Below are 15,360 nucleotides of genomic sequence, written 5' to 3'. Positions count from 1 at the left end.
CTGCCCGCATACGTGGCGCCCCAAGCCGCGACCCTGAGGAAACACACGGAGAGCCGCCCCATGATCACCCGCCGCAGCCTGGCCGCCCTGGCCGGCATCCCCCTGCTGCCCGGCCTTGCGCGAGCGCAGGAGGCCTGGCCGAGCCGGCCCGTCACCATGGTGGTGCCCTGGGCGGCCGGTGGCTCGACCGATGCGGTGGCGCGCATCATGACGGCGCGCATGTCCGCCGATACCGGGCGCAGCTTCGTGGTGGACAACCGCACGGGGGCGAACGGCACCATCGGCTTCAACTCGGTGGCGCGCGCGCGGCCGGATGGCTACACGCTGCTGGTCAGCACGGTCAGCACCTACGCCATGGCGCCGCACATGATGCAGCTGCCCTACAACAACGAACGCGATTTCGTCGGCATCGGCCTGCTCGCCGCCATGCCGATGATCCTGTGCGTGAACCGCAACTTCCCGGCCCGCACCCTGGCCGAGTTCGTCGAACTCGCGAAGCGCCCGGGGGCGGACATCACCTTCGCCAATTCCGGCGTCGGTTCCTCCACGCACCTCGCCACCGAGCTGTGGCTGCAGGAGGCCGGGCTGCGGCTGCGCGACATCGGCTATCGCGGCGGCGCGCCGGCGGTGCAGGGCGTGCTGGCGAATGAGACGCCGATGATCATCCAGGCGGCTTCGGGCGTGCTGCCGCTGATCCAGTCGGGCGAGCTGCGTGCGCTGGCGATTTCGTCCCGCGAGCGCAGCCCGGTGGCGCCGGAGATCCCGACCTTCCACGAGCAGGGCTTCCCCGGTTTCGAGGTGTTCGAGCATATCGCGCTGCAGGGCCCTGCCGGCCTGCCCCAGCCGATCATCGCGCGGGCCAACGCCATCGCGAAGGCGGCGCTGGAAGCGCCCGAGACGCGCCAGCGCCTCGCGGCTCTCGCCGTCGTGCCGGTGGTCGGCACGCCGGAAGAGTGGCCCGCCTATTTCGCGGCGCAGAATGAGAAGTGGCGCGGCATCATCCGCGCGCGCAACATCACCCTTCAGTAAGCGGGTCATTACGCGGGATCGAAGGGGCAGACATGCAGCGTTCCATCGCCACCGTCTGTCTCTCCGGCTCGCTGCCGGACAAGCTGGAATCCGCCGCCGCGGCGGGGTTCGAGGGGGTGGAGATCTTCGAGCAGGATCTCCTCGCCTTCGAGGGTTCGCCCGCCGAGGCCGGGCGCATGGCGGCCGATCTCGGCCTCGCCGTCACCATCTTCCAGCCCTTCCGCGATTTCGAGGCGATGCCCGAGCCCGCGCGGTCGCGCAACCTCGACCGCGCCGAGCGGAAATTCGACACGATGCAGGCGCTGGGCACGGATCTCGTGCTCGTCTGCTCCAACGTCCAGCAAGCGACCCTCGACGATCCCGCCCGCGCCGCCGCCGATCTGCGCGAGATGGCGGAGCGCGCGGCGAGGCGCGGCCTGCGCGTGGGGTTCGAGGCGCTGGCCTGGGGCCGTCACACCAATCGCTGGCGCCAGGCCTGGGACATCGTGCAACGCGCCGACCACCCGGCACTCGGCCTGATCCTGGACTCTTTCCACACGCTCTGCCTGGGCGACGACCTCACCGGCCTCGCGCAGGCCGTGCCGGCGGAGAAGCTCTTCTTCCTGCAACTCGCCGATGCGCCGCGCCTGTCGATGGACCCGCTCTCCTGGTCGCGCCACCATCGCAGCTTCCCCGGCCAGGGCGAGCTGCCCGTCGCGGGCTTCCTGCGCGATGTGCTGGCGGCGGGCTACAAGGGCCCCCTCTCGCTCGAGATCTTCAACGATGAGTTCCGCGCCGCGCCCTCCCGGCGCATCGCGCGCGACGGGTTGCGCAGCCTGGTCTGGCTCGGTGAGCAGGCGGGCATCGCGCCGCTGCCGGCCGCCCCGCGGCTCGATGGCGTGGAATTCGTGGAATTCGCGGTGGATGAGATGGCGCGCGCCGAGCTGGCCGCCTTCATCGCCGCGCTGGGCTTCCGGCTCGCCGGGCGGCATCGCTCCAAGGCGGTGGAGCTGTGGCGCAACGGCGCGGCCAACCTGATCCTGAACAGCGAGCCGGACAGCGCGGCCTCCGAGCGCTTCGAGCAGCTCGGCCCCACCGTCTGCGCCATGGCTTTGCGCGTGGACGACCCCGATCGTGTGATCGCGCGGGCGGAGGCGCTGCGCTGCCCGACCTGGCGCGAGCGCATCGGCGCGGGGGAGCGGCGCATCCCGGCCGTGCGCGCGCCCGACGGCACGCTGGTCTATCTGGTCCGCGCGCCCGCCCCCGGCGCCGCGCCGCTCTGGGAGGACGATTTCCATCTGGTGCCCGGCGTGCCGGCCGGCAGCCTCACGGGCATCGACCATGTGGCGCAGGCGCTGGTGCCGGGCATGGTGGACAGCTTCGTGCTGTTCTACCGCGCGCTGTTCGGCCTTTCGCCCGATCCGCTTTGGGAATTGCCGGACCCCTACGGGCTGGTGCGCTCGCGCGCCTTCACCGACGGCGAGGGGCATGTGCGCCTGCCGCTCAATGTCTCGGAGAGCACGCGCACCGGCACGGGGCGCTTCGTCTCGGCGCTGGCGGGGGCGGGGGTGCACCACATCGCCTTCGCCGCGCGGGACGCGGCGGCCGAGGTCGATGCCGCGGCCGCGCGCGGCGCGCCGCTGCTGGAGATCGCGGACAATTACTATGAGGACCTCGCGGCGCGTTTCCCGCTGGGCGATGGGGAATTGGCGGATTTGCAGCGCCGGCATCTGCTGCACGATCAGGATGCTGGCAGCGGGCGCTTCCGCCACGCCTATACGGCGGCCTTCCAGGAGCGTTTCTTCTTCGAGATCGCCGAGCGCCAGGGGGGCTATGGCGGCTTCGGCGCGGCCAACGCGCCGGCGCGCATGGCGGCGCAGCAGCGCCAGCGCGGGCGTTAGCCGCTACCGCCGAATAAGCCGGTAGTTCACGGTCAAGTCGATGGTCACGCCGTTCGGGTCCACCGGCGGCGGGAAGGCGGGCAGCTGCGCGCCGTTGAAGGGCATCACCGTGCCCAGATTCAAGGAGGGCGAGCCGGAGGGGAAGATCACCCGCGCCTCCCGCACCCGCCCATCGGGCGCGACCATCACCCGCACGCGCACGCTGCCCTGCTCGCCGAGTTCGATGGCGCGCGTCGGATAGCGCATGTTCTGGTCGAGCCAGGCGCGGAAGGCGGCGCGCCAATCGGCGCCGACGCGCGCGCCGGTGACGTTGAGGTTCGGGTCCGGTCGCGCCTGCCCCTCGATGATGCGCGGATCGACGGTGAGGTCGAGCCCGCGCGATTGCGGCCGCCCGGCCGGCGGCGTGGGGGTGGAGGGCTGGCCGAGTTGCAGCCCCTGCGGCGCCCAGATGGTCCCCGGCGGCAGGCGCGGCGCGGGTTGCGCCGGCTGGGCCGGCTGCTGGGGCGCGGGCTGGGTGGGCTGCGCCGGGCGCGGCGGTGGCGGTGTCGGCGGGCGTGGGGGGGGTGGCGGGGGGGCGGGCTGTGCCGGCTCGGGCCGCGGCGCCGGGGGGGCGGGGCGCGGCGGCAAGGGCAGGATCGGCTCGGCCTGGATCGGCGGCACTTCGCGCAACGGCTCGGCCGGGCGGGGCGGTGCCGGTGGGGTCGGGGCGGGGGGCGCGGTGAGCGGCGGCGGCGGCTGGATCGGCCGCGGCGGCGCCGGCAGGGGCGGGCTCGGCGCGGGGGGCGCGGGAGTCGCGGGTGGGGCCGGTGGTGCGATGGGCGGCGCCGGAGCCGGCGGCGGCGGGGCGCTGGGCGCGCTGGGCGGGCTCGGCACGCCGCCGGCCTGGGGCGGGGCAGGTGGGGTCGGCGGGGCCTCGATGCCCGGCGGCGGCTCGGCCTCCGGGCGGGCGGGTTGGCCGCCCTCGAAGACGATGTCGAAGCTCGGCGCGGGCAATTGGTCCGGCGTGCGGCGCGCCGGGCTGTAGAGCAGCACCGCCAGCATCGCCAGATGCAGCAGCAGCGAGCCGATGATCCAGCCGCGCAGGCTCAGCCCCGCGAAACGGCGCGCCGGCGCCATGCGCTCGCGCCCGGCGGGAGCGGGGCGCAGCGAGGGCGGCAGGGGGTCGCGCCGCGCCGCCGGGCTTCGCCGGGGCGCGAAGCGGGTCATCGGACGCGGGCGGCGCAGGTGGGACGGCGGTTCGGGCACGGGCGACCAGCCCTTACCCGAATCACGCTCCCGGGGGGAGCGCGCCGCGCGTCACGAAGTGTATGGCGTTCTTGCGCCCTCAAACGCCGGGCGGCTGCATCCGCAGCCTTGGCTTCGCCGCACTTGCGGCGGGCGCCGTTCGGCGCCTCGGACCGCTTTGCGGTCCGCAGGTGGTGGGCTTACCCGCTTTGTGCCCTACCCGAACGCCGCCTTGGCGAAGCGGGCGAGGTTGTCATGCCCCATCCGCGCATAGGTCAGCGGATGCGCGATCGCGGGGTCCTGCTCGGCCTCCACCACCAGCCAATCGGCATAGCCGGCGGCGGCCAGCGGCGGCAGCACGGCCGCGTAATCCACGCAGCCATCGCCCGGCACGGTGAACACACCCGCCAGCACGGCATCGAGGAAGGAGAGGTTGCGCGCCTTCACCTCCTGCATCACGGGGCGGCGGATGTCCTTGGCATGGAAATGCACCACGCGCGCGGCATGGTTCTTCGCCGCGCGCACCGGGTCGCCGCCGGCGAAAGTCAAATGCCCGGTGTCGAGCAGCAGCCCGACCTCCGGCCCCGTCTCCGCCATCAGCCGGTCGACCTCGGTTTCCTGTTCGATCAGCGTGCCCATGTGGTGGTGATAGGCGAGCGACAGTCCCCGATCGCGCAGCCGCTTGCCCATCTCCGACAGGCGCGGCAGCAGGCGCCGCCACTGCTCCTCCGTCAGCACGGGGCGGCGGGAGAGCGGCGTGGCCTTGTCGCCATGCACGCTGGCCGTGACCTCGCAGAACACCATCGCCGTGCAGCCCATGCCGGCGAGGAGTGCGATATGGGACTCGGCCTCCGCCATCTCCTCGGCCACGTCGCGCTCGAGCAGGCGCGAGCCATACCAGCCCGAGGCCAGCGCCAGGCTATGCCGTTCCAGGATCGGGCGCAGCGCCGCGACGCTGCGCGGGAACTTGTTGCCGAGCTCGACCCCCGCGAAGCCGGCGAGCTTCGCCTCCGCGAGGCAGGTCTCGAGCGGGGTCTCGGCCCCCAGCTCGGGCATGTCGTCATTGGTCCAGGTCAGCGGGTTGATGCCGAGGCGGATGGGCATGTCAGGCTCCTTTTGTCGCGGCGCGCGGCGCGGTGCGTGGGGCGCTTGGCACATCCCACCAGGCGCCGCCCTCGGCGGTGCTGATCTTCGGGTCGGTGTCGATGACGAGCACCGTGGTGCGCTTGGCCGCGAAGGCGCGCGGCAGGGCGGCCTCGAGGCCAGCGATGCTGTCGAGCTTCTCCGCCTGCGCGCCGAGCGCCTTGGCATGGGCGGCGAAATCCACGCGCGGCGCGGCGGCGGCGAGCAGATTGTTGAAGGACAGGCCGGTTGTCGCACCCTGCAGCCGGTCGATGCAGCCGAAGCCGCGATTATCCACCACAACGATGGTCAGCCGCAGGCCCAGCGCCACGGAGGTCGCGATCTCGCTGTTCATCATCAGGTAGCTGCCATCGCCCACCAGCACCACGACCTCGCGCTCGGGTGCTGCGAGCTTCGCACCCAGCCCGCCCGCGATCTCGTAGCCCATGCAGGAATAGCCGTATTCGAGGTGGTAGGAGGCGCCATCCGTCGCGCGCCAGAGCTTGTGCAACTCGCCCGGCAGCCCGCCCGCGGCCGCCACCACGATGCCCTGCGCGGGCAGGGCGCGGTTCACCGCACCGAGCACCTGCGCATCCGAGGGCAGGGCGGTGGATTTCGGCTTGGGCGCGGCGGTGATGCGCTCCACGCTGCGATGCCAGCGCGCCGTCGCCGTCACGGCCTTCTCCTGCCAGGCGCGCGGCGCCGCCCAGCGGCCGAGACCGCTGGTGAGCGCGGCGAGCCCCGCCTTCGCATCCGCCAGCAGCGGCTGGGCATTGTGCTTGGCCGCATCGAAGCCCGCGACGTTGAGGGCAAGCAGCGGCGCCTGCGCGAAGAGCCGGCGCGAGCCGGTGGTGAAATCCTGCAGCCGCGTGCCGATGGCGAGGATGAGGTCCGCCTTCTCCGCCAGCGCATTCGCCGCGGCACTTCCGGTCACGCCGATCGCGCCCGCATTGCGCGGATGGTCCCAGGCGAGGCTGCCCTTGCCCGCCTGCGTCTCGGCCACCGGCACGCCATGGCGCTGCGCGAAGGCGGCCAGCGCCGCTTCCGCGCCGGCATATTTCACGCCGCCGCCGGCGATGATCAGCGGGCGCTGCGCGGCGCGCAGCGCGGCCACGGCCTCGCGCAATTCCTGCGCATCGGGTTCCGGCGCGCGGATGCGATGCAGGCGCTTGCGGAAGAACTCGGCCGGGAACTCGCCGAATTCCGCCTGCACATCCTGGGGGAAGGCGATGGTGGCGGGGCCGCATTCCGCCGGGTCCGTCAGCACGCGCAAGGCGGCGGGCAGGGCGGCGAGCAATTGCTCGGGCCGCATGATCCGGTCGAAATAGCGCGAGACGGGGCGGAAGCAGTCATTGGCCGAGATCGTGGCATCCCCGAAGGCCTCGATCTGCTGCAGGACCGGGTCCGGCCGCCGATTGGCGAAGACATCGCCAGGGAGAAGCAGCAGCGGCAGTCGGTTCACATGCGCCACCGCCGCCGCCGTGACCATGTTCGTCGCCCCCGGCCCGATGGAGGTGGTGCAGGCCATCATTCGCCGGCGCGCCTGGGTCTTGGCATAGGCGATGGCGGCCAGCGCCATGGCCTGCTCGTTATGCGCGCGCAGCGTGGGCAGGGTGCGGCGATGGGCGTGCAGCGCCGGGCCGAGCCCCGCGACATTGCCATGCCCGAAGATGGCGAAGACGCCGCCGAAGAGCGGCACCGCCTGACCCTCGATCTCGGTCATCTGCGCGCTCAGGTAGCGGATGGTGGCCTCGGCGGCCGTCAGGCGGAGCATGGCCATGGGGAATCATCCTGGGCCTTGTGGCCTCGATATTGGGTGCTGGCGGGTGCAGTGTTACGAAGGGATCAGCCGCGCCACAAGCGGCACAGCATCAGGACACGCCATGCTCCACTTCGCTCAATTCGGCGCCGGCCGCATCGGCGCCATCCATGCGGCCAATCTCGCCCGCCATCCGGGCGCGCGGCTGCGCCATGTGGTGGATGTGCACGCCCCCGCCGCCGCCGCGCTTGCCGCCCAGCATGGCGCGCAGGTCTCCGACACCGCGACCGCCCTGGCCGATCCCCAGGTGGGGGCCGTGATCATCGCGAGTTCCACCGACACCCATGCGGATCTGGTGATCGCCGCCGCGCGCGCGGGCAAGGCGATCTTCTGCGAGAAGCCGATCGACCTTTCGCTGGCCCGCGTCGATGAATGCCTCGCCGCCGTGCAGGCCGCCGGCGTGCCGATGCTGGTCGGCTTCAACCGCCGCTTCGACCCCGATTTCGCCGAACTGCACGCGCGCATCGGCAAGGGGGCCATCGGCACGGTGGAGCAGGTGGTGATCACCAGCCGCGATCCGGGCCCGCCGCCGGTCTCCTACATCAAGGTCTCGGGCGGGCTGTTCCGCGACATGACGATCCACGACTTCGACATGGCGCGCTGGATGCTGGGCGAGGAGCCGGTTTCCGTCTTCGCGCAGGGCGCGAACCTCGTGGACCACGGCATCGGCGCGGCGGGGGATGTCGATTCCGCCATGGTGATCCTGAAGACCGCGAGCGGGCGACTCGCGCATATCAACAACTCGCGCCGCGCCGCCTATGGCTATGACCAGCGCGTGGAGGTGCATGGCAGCCTCGGGCGCCTGATCGCCGGCAACCGCGTGGGCAGCACGGTGGAGCAGGCCGATGCGCAGGCGGTGAGCACCGACAAGCCGCTGCATTTCTTCCTCGAACGCTACGCCGCCGCCTATCGCATCGAACTCGACGCCTTCATCGCGGCGGTGGCGGCGGGCACGCCGATGCCCGTTGGCGCCGCGGATGGCCGCCAAGCGCTGGTGCTGGCCGACGCCGCGCTGCGCTCGATGCAGGAGGGCCGGGTGGTGACGCTGGCATGAGCCACCTTCCCAAGGTTTCGCTGGCGGGGCGCTGCATCCTCGTCACCGGCGGCACGCAGGGGATCGGGGAGGGCATCGCGCTTGCCGCCGCCGAGGCCGGCGCGCGGGCCGTGTGCATCACGGGGCGCAGCGCCGCGCGCGGCGCCGCCGTGGTCGCGGCGCTGCGGGCGCTGGGCGCTGCGGCGCATTTCGTCGCCGCCGACCTCGCGGATGCAACCGCCACCGCCGGCATCGTCGCCGAGGCCGAGGCCGCCCTCGGGCTGGTGGATGGGCTGGTGAACGCGGCGGGGCTGACCGATCGCGGCACCATCCACGACACGCCGGTGGAACTCTGGGACAAGCTCTTCGCGGTGAATGCGCGCGCGCCTTTCCTGCTGACGCAGGCCGTGGCGCGAAGGCTGCGCGATGCGCAAAAGCCCGGCGCCATCGTCAACATCATCACCATGTCGAGCCATGGCGGGCAGCCCTTCCTGACCGGCTACGCGTCCTCCAAGGGCGCGCTGGCGACCTTCACCAAGAACACCGCGCTGGGGTTGCGCGCGCAGCGCCTGCGCGTGAACGGCATCAATCTCGGCTGGGCCGAGACGCCGGGCGAGCACGCGATCCAGCAATCGGACGGCAACCCGCCCGATTGGCTGGAACGCGCCGCGCCGACGCAGCCCTTCGGCCGGCTGATCCGCCCGCGCGACGTGGCGGGGCTGGCGACATACCTGCTCTCCGACGCCGCCGAGATGATGACCGGCGCCTTGATCGATTTCGACCAGAACGTGATGGGTGCCTATACATGACCCCCGCCGAACTCGCCGCCCGCCGCGACATCGCGGCCAGCCTCGCGCGCGAAGCCGCTGGCCTGGCCTGGCAGATGCGCGAGGATGGGATGGGCGTGGCGCGCATGAAGGGCGCGCAGGATTTCCTCACCGAGGCCGATGGCGCGACGGAACGCTTCCTGCGGGAGCGCCTCGAAAAACATTTTCCGGGCGAGATGATCCTGGGCGAGGAGATGGGCGGCGCAGTCTCCGGCGACGGGCCGATCTGGATCCTCGACCCCATCGACGGCACGGCGAATTTCGCGCGCGGCAGCGATCGCTGGTGTGTCTCCATCGGCATGGCGCTGGGTGGCCGTGCGGCGCTCGGCGCCATCGCCCGCCACGCGACGGCCGAGGTGTTCAGCGGTGCCACCGGCTGTGGCGCCACGCTGAACGGCAAGCCGATCCGCGCGGCGGCGACCACCGATGTCACCCGCGCCATCCTCGAACTCGGCTGGTCGCGCCGCATTCCGCTGGAGGATTTCCACGCCATGGCGCAGCGCGCGATGGCCGCCGGGGCGGGCATCCGTGTGGGTGGCTCGGGCACGCTGGGGCTGGTGGAGTGCGCGGTCGGGCGGCTCGACGCCTATCTCGAACTGCACATCAACGCCTGGGATGCCTGCGGCGCGCTCGCCATCGCGCGGGAGGCCGGCTGCTGGACGAATGAGTTCGACAGCGGCGATTGGCTCGCTTCGGGCAATCCCGTGGGCATCGGCGCGCCGGCGCTCGGCCGCTTCCTCGCGGAGCTGCTCGATGGTTGAGATCGACTACTACATCACGCTCAACAGCCCTTGGACGCATCTGGGCGCGGCGCGCGTTGAAGCGCTTGCGGCGCAGCATGGCGCAAGGCTGCGCGTCTTTCCCTGCGACTACCGCGCGACGATCTTCCCGGCCTCGGGCGGCCTGCCGGTGAACCAGCGCAGCCCGCAGCGCCAGGCCTATCGGCTGCAGGAACTGGCGCGCTGGCGCGAACATCTCGGCGTGCCGATCATCATCGCCCCGCCCTATGCGCCCTTCGATGAGGGCCTCGCCGCCGCCTGCGTCATCGCGGCGCGGGAGACGATCGGCGATGCGCCGGCCGTGGCGCTGGCGCATCGCGTGCTGCGCGCGCTGTGGGAGGAAGGGGCGAACCCAGGCGAGCCCGCGACGCTGGCCGCGCTGATCGCCGAGGTCGGGCTCGATGCGCCCGCGCTGCTCGCGCTGGGGGCCGAGCCGCGCTGGGCCGAGCGGCGGGCGGCGGATAGTGCCGCGGCGCTGGCGCGCGGGGTGTTCGGCGCGCCGAGCTATGTGGTCGGCAGCGAGATCTTCTGGGGCCAGGACCGGCTGGAATTCCTCGCCCGGCATCTCGAGAAGGCGGGCTGAGGCCGGCTCATTCCGCCGCGCCGATCAGGGCGAGGCCTTCCGCGACCGAGACGAACTCGCCCCCCGCCGTCACGCGCGCCGCACCGAAGCGCTGCTCGAAGAGGCGCCGCACGGCAGGGACGAGCGAGGTGCCGCCGGTGAGGAAGACGCGGTCGATGCGCTCGGCCGGGGTGGCCGCGTCGGCCAGCGCGGCCTCCACCGCCGCGCCGATGCGCGCGAGTTCCGGGGCGATCCAGCCCTCGAAATCGTGGCGCGCGATCTCCGCCTCCACGGTGAAATCGGCGTGGTGGAAGCGCAGCGTCGCGTGCTCCGCGCGCGAGAGATCCGCCTTGGCGGCGGAGACGGCGCGGTAGAGCGCATAGCCCGCCTCATCCTTCACCAGCCGTACCAGCCGGTGCAGTTGCTCGGGATGATCGGCGGTGCGGGCCACCGTCTCGATATCCCGCAGGACCTTCGGCGCGCGCATCAGCGACAGCAGATGCCAGCGCGCGAAGCTGGTGTACCAGGCGGGCGGGATGGGCAGATCCGTGCCCGTCACGCGGTAGCTGCCGCCCTTGCCGAGCAGCGGCGAGACCACGCGATCGATGATCCGGTAGTCGAAGGCATCCCCCGCCACGCCCACGCCCGCATGGCCCAGCGCGGCGACGCGCGCGGGCGCGCCGGGGGTGAAGCGCAGCACCGAGAAATCGCTGGTGCCGCCGCCGAAATCCGCGACCAGCACGGTCGCCGGATGGTCGAGGTCGCGTGCGAAACGATGCCCTGCTGCGGCGGGTTCCAGCGCGAGTTGCACGGCGGGCAGCCCGGCCTCGGCAAAGCCCGCGACCAGCCGGCGCTCGCCCAGCGCGTCCTCGGCGCTCTCGCCGACGAAGCGCACGGGCCGGCCCACGACGATGCGTGCCTCCGCCAATTCGGCCGCGAAGGGGGCCAGCAGGTCGCGCAGGAACAGCCCGACCAGCCGCTCCAGCGCATAGGCGCGGCCGAAGATGCGCGTCTCGTTGAAGCTGCGCTGCGCCAGGTAGCTCTTCATCGACATGATGAGCCGGCTGCCCAGCGGGTCCTCCAGATAGGCCTCGATGCCCCGCGGCCCGGCATCCTGGCGCGTGCGGCCCTGCGCGTCGGTCCAGAAGCAGAGCACGGAGCGGAACACATCCTCCGTCGCATGGCGCAGCACCACCGTGCTGCCATCCGGCCGCAAGGCGGTGACGACGCTGTTGGTCGTGCCGAAGTCGATGCCGATGACGGGGCGCATGGGGATGCCGGAAGGGGAGGGGGCAGCCTTCAAGCGGCTTCGCGCGCGCTTGGCAAGCGGGGCCGGGCCCCCACTTCTGCGCGGATGGGCGATGTGTTCCTCAACCGCATCGCGACCGCGGTGCCCCGGCATCAGGTGCATGGCGCCTTCAGCGCCTTCGCGCGCGCCCAGGTGCCGCCGCGCGACGCGCTGGCCTTCGCGCGGCTGGAGCGGCGCGCCGATATCCGCACGCGCTTCTCGGTGCTGGCGCCCTCCGCACCCGAGGGTTCGGGCACGGTCTGCGGCTTCTACCGGCAGGGTGGGGCCTTTCCCACGACGCGTGCACGGATGCAGCGCTATGAGGCCGAGGCGCCGGGCCTCGCCGAAGCCGCGCTTCTGGCGCTCGACATCGCGGCCGAAGCCCCGCGCATCACCCATCTGATCGTGGCGAGTTGCACCGGGCTGCTCGCCCCGGGGCTCGATCGGCACATCATCGCGCGCTTCGGCCTCTCGCCCCGCGTCGAGCGCACGATGGTGGGCTTCATGGGCTGCCAGGCGGCGCTCAACGCGCTGAAGCTCGCCTGGCACATCGCCCGCAGCGCGCCGCGCGCGCGGGTGCTGGTGGTCTGCCTGGAGCTCTGCACGCTGCATCTGCAGGACACGGCGGCGCTGGAGCAATTGCTGGGCTTCCTGCTGTTTGCCGATGGCTGCGCGGCGGCGATCGTCAGCGCCGAGCCCAGGGGGCTGCGGCTCGATGGCTTCGCCTCCGTCATCCTGCCCGCCACGCCCGAGCACATCACCTGGCGCATCGGCGACCAGGGCTTCGACATGACGCTCTCGGGCATGGTGCCCTTCACGCTCGCGCATGCGCTGCCCGATTGGCAGGACGAGATGCTGGCCGGCGCGGCGGTGGCCGACATCGCGCATTGGGCGGTGCATCCGGGCGGGCGGAGCATCCTCGATGCGGTCGAGCACGGGTTGAGCCTGCCCGAGGGCATGCTTGCCACCAGCCGGGCCGTGCTCGAAGAGTATGGCAACATGTCCTCTGCCACCGTGCTCTTCGTGCTCGACCGGATGCTGCGCGCGGGCCGGCCCGGCGCGGGCTGCGCCCTGGCCTTCGGCCCCGGCCTCTCGGCCGAGGCCATGCGCTTCACGGCTGCCTGACCATGCCGCGCAACATGGCCCCCGAGATCATGGACGACCCCGCGAACAGCGAGGCCGATTTCGCCGCGGCCCTGGCCGATCTCTCGCGCATGAATCGCTGGGCGGGCTCGCAGCGGCCGCTCGACGCCTATCTGGACCGGCTCGTGGCGGCGCGGGGGCTGACCCGGCTCAGCGTGCTCGATGTCGGCGCCGGTGGGGGGGATTCGCTGCGCGGCATCGCCGCCTGGGGCGCGCGGCGCGGGATCGCGGTGGAACTCTGCGGGCTCGACATCAGCCCCTGGGCCGAGACCTATGCGAAGGCCGCCGGCACGCCCGGCCGCTGGATCACCGGCGACCTCTTCGACCTGCCGGAGCAGGAACGCTTCGACGTGGTGATCTGCTCGCTCTTCGCGCATCACCTGGATGATGCGGCCATGCTGCGCTTCCTGCCCTGGCTGCGCCGCCATGCGCGGGAGGGCTGGCTGATCCTCGACCTGCACCGCAACTGGTTCGTCTGGGCGGTGGTCTGGGCCGGCACGCGGCTTTTGCGGATGCATCCGATGGTGAGCCATGACGGCCCGGTCTCGGTGAACCGCGCCTTCACGCGGGGCGATTGGGCGCGGCTGCTCGGCGCGGCGGGGATGGACGCCGAGGTGCGCTGGACCTTCCCCTTCCGCTGGGCGGTCTCGGGTCCCGGCTCGGGATGAGCCCGACGCTGATCCTCGGCGGCGGCCCGGCGGGCTGCGCGGCGGCGATCACCCTGGCCCGCGCCGGCCACCCTGTCTGCCTCATCGAGCGTGACGCCGAGGTGCGCGAGAAGGTCTGCGGCGAATTCCTCGGCGGCGATGCGCAGGCGCTGCTGGCCCGGCTTGGCCTGGATGCGGCGGCGCTGGGCGGCGTGCCGATCACCGCGGGCCGGCTGGCATCGGGCCAGCGCGAGGCCGGCTTCGCGCTGCCCTTCACCGCGCTGGGCCTGCCGCGCCTGACCCTGGATGCCGCGCTGCTGCGGGCGGCCGAGGCCGCGGGCGCCGAGGTGCGGCGCGGCGTGGCGGCGCTGGCGGCGCGGCCGGGCTGGCATGTGCGGCTTGTCGATGGGCGGGAGATGCAGGCGGCGCGGGTGCTGCTCGCCACCGGCAAGCATGAGCTGCGCGGGCTGGCGCGCGGGCCGCGCGGCGGGGCGCTCGGCCTCAAACTGCCGCTGCGCGGCGTGGAGACGGGGGGTGCGGTGCTGCTGCTGGCCTGCGCGGGGGGCTATGCCGGGCTGCAGCCGCGCCCCGGCGGCGGGGCCAATCTCTGCGCCGCGCTCGACCCGGGCTTCGCCGGTCTGGCGCGGGATTCCGCGGGATTTCTGGATCATGTGCGGGCGGGTTCGGCGCTGGCGCGGCGCATGCTGGCGGGGGCGGTGCCGGGTCTGGCGCGGCCGCTGGCGGTGGCGGGGGTGCCCTATGGCTACCGCCACCCGGGCGGCGGGCCGCCGGGCCTGATGCGGCTCGGCGACCAGGCGGCGGTGATCCCTTCGCTCTGCGGCGACGGCATCGCCATGGCGCTCGATTCCGGCATCCGCGCGGCCGAGGCGATCCTGGCGGGCGAGGAGGCCGGGCAGGGGGCGGCCTGGGCGGCGCGGGTGGCGGGACCGATGCGCCTCGCCGGCGGGATCGCCGCGTTGATCGGCCGCGCGCCGGGGTTGCTGGTGGCGGGCGTGGGCCTCGCGCCGGGGCTTGCGCGCCATGCGGCGGGGCGGATGCGGGTGAGTTAAAATGCCAGCGCCGCGGCCTCGCGCAGCACCGCCTCGGCCTGCGCATCGCCATGCAGGGTCAGCCCCGGCAGCACCCGCGCCGGCCCCTTGCCGCCGGCGCGCCCGGCCAGCAGCACGCGCTTGGCGGGCGTGCCCGGCCTGGGCCAGAGCGGCAGCAGCGCGAGGCTGCCGAAGCGCGCCGCGGTCAGGGCGGCCAGCCCTTCGGCGAAGCGCGCCGCGGGCAGCACCAGCGTCGCGCTCCCGCCATGGGCCACGGTGGCGCCGAGGCAGGCCGCCCAATCCGCGAGCGCGGCCTCACCCTCATGCGTCGCCTCGCGGCGCAGCGCCTCGGGTGGGGCGGTGCCGGACGGCCAATAGGGCGGGTTCGCGAAACCATGCGCGACGCGCGGCAGGGCGCGGCGGAGCGCCGGGTCCGCGATGTCGCCCTCGATCACCTGCACCCGCTCCGCCACGCCGTTCAGCGCCGCATTCTCGCGTGCGAGGGCGGCAAGAAGCGGCGCGCGCTCCACCGCCACCACGCGCAGATCGGGCACGCGCGCCATCAGGCAGAGAAAGGCCGCCCCGCTGCCGCAGCCGAGTTCCAGCACCACCTGCCCGGGCTTCGCCGGCACGGCGGCGGCGAGCAGCACGGCGTCATGCCCCGCGCGCAGGCCTTCCCGGGGCTGGCGCAGGCGCACGCGGCCCCCGAGCAGCCGGTCCTCGCTGTACTCAAGGCCAGTCAAAGGAGCCCCTCCGACTCGCCGGCGTCCCGCAGCACGCGGCAGGCGCGGCTGAACTCGTCCTCCGGCACGGCGAGGCGGCGGGGGAAGGCGCCGATGCCGCCCTCCAGCGCGCTGATGTGCTGGTCGAGCACCACGGGCGCGAAGCCCGCATCGCGCAGCAGCGCGACCAGGAAGCTCAGGCGGATCGGGTTGGTGGTGGCGAGCAGCACGCGCAT

Annotated in this window: 15 protein-coding genes; 9 read left to right on the top strand and 6 right to left on the bottom strand. The window is 73.1% G+C overall.

The window, feature by feature from the left end; genetic code table 11:
- Nucleotides 1–60 precede the first annotated feature (60 nt).
- The gene (locus tag AC2D9U_RS13425; protein WP_484749749.1) at nucleotides 61–1,029 is read left to right on the top strand and encodes a Bug family tripartite tricarboxylate transporter substrate binding protein; all 969 of its coding nucleotides are present in this window, start codon (nucleotides 61–63) and stop codon (nucleotides 1,027–1,029) included.
- A 32-nt stretch (nucleotides 1,030–1,061) separates the two neighbouring features.
- Nucleotides 1,062–2,909 (top strand): bifunctional sugar phosphate isomerase/epimerase/4-hydroxyphenylpyruvate dioxygenase family protein, encoded by a 1,848-nt coding sequence (locus AC2D9U_RS13420; RefSeq protein ID WP_484749747.1) that lies wholly within the window; start codon nucleotides 1,062–1,064, stop codon nucleotides 2,907–2,909.
- A gap of 3 nt (nucleotides 2,910–2,912) precedes the next feature.
- Here AC2D9U_RS13420 and AC2D9U_RS13415 read toward each other — a convergent pair whose 3' ends face one another.
- The 3 genes from AC2D9U_RS13415 to iolD form a co-directional block, all read right to left on the bottom strand.
- The gene (locus tag AC2D9U_RS13415) at nucleotides 2,913–4,115 is read right to left on the bottom strand and encodes an energy transducer TonB (RefSeq protein ID WP_484749746.1); all 1,203 of its coding nucleotides are present in this window, start codon (nucleotides 4,113–4,115) and stop codon (nucleotides 2,913–2,915) included.
- Between the two features lie 234 nt (nucleotides 4,116–4,349).
- Nucleotides 4,350–5,237, bottom strand: a complete 888-nt coding sequence (iolE, locus tag AC2D9U_RS13410; protein WP_484749744.1) for a myo-inosose-2 dehydratase — start codon at nucleotides 5,235–5,237, stop codon at nucleotides 4,350–4,352.
- 1 nt (nucleotide 5,238) lies between these two features.
- A complete protein-coding gene (gene iolD, locus AC2D9U_RS13405; protein WP_484749742.1) occupies nucleotides 5,239–7,035 on the bottom strand; it encodes a 3D-(3,5/4)-trihydroxycyclohexane-1,2-dione acylhydrolase (decyclizing) in 1,797 nt (598 codons plus the stop codon).
- Nucleotides 7,036–7,138: 103 nt separating this feature from the next.
- On the opposite strand from iolD, the gene iolG reads away from it, so the two are divergent.
- The 4 genes from iolG to AC2D9U_RS13385 are packed head-to-tail and all read left to right on the top strand — an operon-like array spanning nucleotide 7,139 to nucleotide 10,296.
- Nucleotides 7,139–8,128, top strand: a complete 990-nt coding sequence (gene iolG, locus AC2D9U_RS13400; RefSeq protein WP_484749741.1) for an inositol 2-dehydrogenase — start codon at nucleotides 7,139–7,141, stop codon at nucleotides 8,126–8,128.
- Nucleotides 8,125–8,916: an SDR family oxidoreductase gene (locus tag AC2D9U_RS13395; RefSeq protein ID WP_484749739.1), complete on the top strand. Its 792-nt coding sequence runs from the start codon at nucleotides 8,125–8,127 to the stop codon at nucleotides 8,914–8,916. Before iolG ends, AC2D9U_RS13395 begins: the two co-directional genes overlap by 4 nt.
- Nucleotides 8,913–9,695 (top strand): inositol monophosphatase family protein, encoded by a 783-nt coding sequence (locus AC2D9U_RS13390; protein WP_484749738.1) that lies wholly within the window; start codon nucleotides 8,913–8,915, stop codon nucleotides 9,693–9,695. The genes AC2D9U_RS13395 and AC2D9U_RS13390 overlap by 4 nt, the downstream gene beginning before the upstream one ends.
- Nucleotides 9,688–10,296 (top strand): DsbA family protein, encoded by a 609-nt coding sequence (locus tag AC2D9U_RS13385; protein WP_484749736.1) that lies wholly within the window; start codon nucleotides 9,688–9,690, stop codon nucleotides 10,294–10,296. Before AC2D9U_RS13390 ends, AC2D9U_RS13385 begins: the two co-directional genes overlap by 8 nt.
- A 7-nt stretch (nucleotides 10,297–10,303) precedes the next feature.
- Here the strand turns inward: AC2D9U_RS13385 and AC2D9U_RS13380 are convergent, their stop codons facing one another.
- A complete protein-coding gene (locus AC2D9U_RS13380) occupies nucleotides 10,304–11,545 on the bottom strand; it encodes an Hsp70 family protein (RefSeq protein WP_484749735.1) in 1,242 nt (413 codons plus the stop codon).
- Between the two features lie 84 nt (nucleotides 11,546–11,629).
- Between AC2D9U_RS13380 and AC2D9U_RS13375 the strand changes: the two genes are divergently transcribed.
- Genes AC2D9U_RS13375 through AC2D9U_RS13365 form a run of 3 tightly spaced genes read left to right on the top strand, consistent with a single transcriptional unit; the run spans nucleotide 11,630 to nucleotide 14,423 of the window.
- A complete protein-coding gene (locus tag AC2D9U_RS13375) occupies nucleotides 11,630–12,688 on the top strand; it encodes a type III polyketide synthase (protein ID WP_484749733.1) in 1,059 nt (352 codons plus the stop codon).
- Between the two features lie 14 nt (nucleotides 12,689–12,702).
- Nucleotides 12,703–13,374 carry a methyltransferase domain-containing protein gene (locus AC2D9U_RS13370; protein ID WP_484749731.1) on the top strand — a complete coding sequence of 224 codons (672 nt, stop codon included), beginning with the start codon at nucleotides 12,703–12,705 and terminating at the stop codon, nucleotides 13,372–13,374.
- A complete protein-coding gene (locus tag AC2D9U_RS13365; protein WP_484749728.1) occupies nucleotides 13,371–14,423 on the top strand; it encodes an NAD(P)/FAD-dependent oxidoreductase in 1,053 nt (350 codons plus the stop codon). Before AC2D9U_RS13370 ends, AC2D9U_RS13365 begins: the two co-directional genes overlap by 4 nt.
- Here the strand turns inward: AC2D9U_RS13365 and AC2D9U_RS13360 are convergent.
- Together AC2D9U_RS13360 and AC2D9U_RS13355 are read right to left on the bottom strand one after the other, a co-directional pair.
- Nucleotides 14,420–15,145 (bottom strand): tRNA1(Val) (adenine(37)-N6)-methyltransferase, encoded by a 726-nt coding sequence (locus AC2D9U_RS13360; RefSeq protein ID WP_484749726.1) that lies wholly within the window; start codon nucleotides 15,143–15,145, stop codon nucleotides 14,420–14,422. The two genes, AC2D9U_RS13365 and AC2D9U_RS13360, sit on opposite strands and share 4 nt — an antisense overlap.
- A complete protein-coding gene (locus tag AC2D9U_RS13355; protein WP_484749724.1) occupies nucleotides 15,142–15,360 on the bottom strand; it encodes a putative signal transducing protein in 219 nt (72 codons plus the stop codon). The genes AC2D9U_RS13360 and AC2D9U_RS13355 overlap by 4 nt, the downstream gene beginning before the upstream one ends.

It is taken from the genome of Roseomonas sp. TF40, from assembly GCF_057219975.1.
Note: the sequence above shows the minus strand (reverse complement) of the source record. Positions and strands in the feature narration are given on the sequence as shown.

Excerpts from the sequence above, each read along its gene's own strand:
- AC2D9U_RS13395 (WP_484749739.1), top strand. The coding sequence starts at position 8,125 with ATGAGCCACCTTCCCAAGGTTTCGCTGGCGGGGCGCTGCATCCTCGTC.
- AC2D9U_RS13370 (WP_484749731.1), top strand. The coding sequence starts at position 12,703 with ATGGCCCCCGAGATCATGGACGACCCCGCGAACAGCGAGGCCGATTTC.
- AC2D9U_RS13425 (WP_484749749.1), top strand. The coding sequence starts at position 61 with ATGATCACCCGCCGCAGCCTGGCCGCCCTGGCCGGCATCCCCCTGCTG.
- iolG (WP_484749741.1), top strand. The coding sequence starts at position 7,139 with ATGCTCCACTTCGCTCAATTCGGCGCCGGCCGCATCGGCGCCATCCAT.
- iolE (WP_484749744.1), bottom strand. The coding sequence starts at position 5,237 with ATGCCCATCCGCCTCGGCATCAACCCGCTGACCTGGACCAATGACGAC.
- AC2D9U_RS13355 (WP_484749724.1), bottom strand. The coding sequence starts at position 15,360 with ATGCGCGTGCTGCTCGCCACCACCAACCCGATCCGCCTGAGCTTCCTG.
- AC2D9U_RS13375 (WP_484749733.1), top strand. The coding sequence starts at position 11,630 with ATGGGCGATGTGTTCCTCAACCGCATCGCGACCGCGGTGCCCCGGCAT.
- AC2D9U_RS13420 (WP_484749747.1), top strand. The coding sequence starts at position 1,062 with ATGCAGCGTTCCATCGCCACCGTCTGTCTCTCCGGCTCGCTGCCGGAC.
- iolD (WP_484749742.1), bottom strand. The coding sequence starts at position 7,035 with ATGGCCATGCTCCGCCTGACGGCCGCCGAGGCCACCATCCGCTACCTG.
- AC2D9U_RS13415 (WP_484749746.1), bottom strand. The coding sequence starts at position 4,115 with ATGACCCGCTTCGCGCCCCGGCGAAGCCCGGCGGCGCGGCGCGACCCC.
- AC2D9U_RS13365 (WP_484749728.1), top strand. The coding sequence starts at position 13,371 with ATGAGCCCGACGCTGATCCTCGGCGGCGGCCCGGCGGGCTGCGCGGCG.
- AC2D9U_RS13380 (WP_484749735.1), bottom strand. The coding sequence starts at position 11,545 with ATGCGCCCCGTCATCGGCATCGACTTCGGCACGACCAACAGCGTCGTC.
- AC2D9U_RS13385 (WP_484749736.1), top strand. The coding sequence starts at position 9,688 with ATGGTTGAGATCGACTACTACATCACGCTCAACAGCCCTTGGACGCAT.
- AC2D9U_RS13390 (WP_484749738.1), top strand. The coding sequence starts at position 8,913 with ATGACCCCCGCCGAACTCGCCGCCCGCCGCGACATCGCGGCCAGCCTC.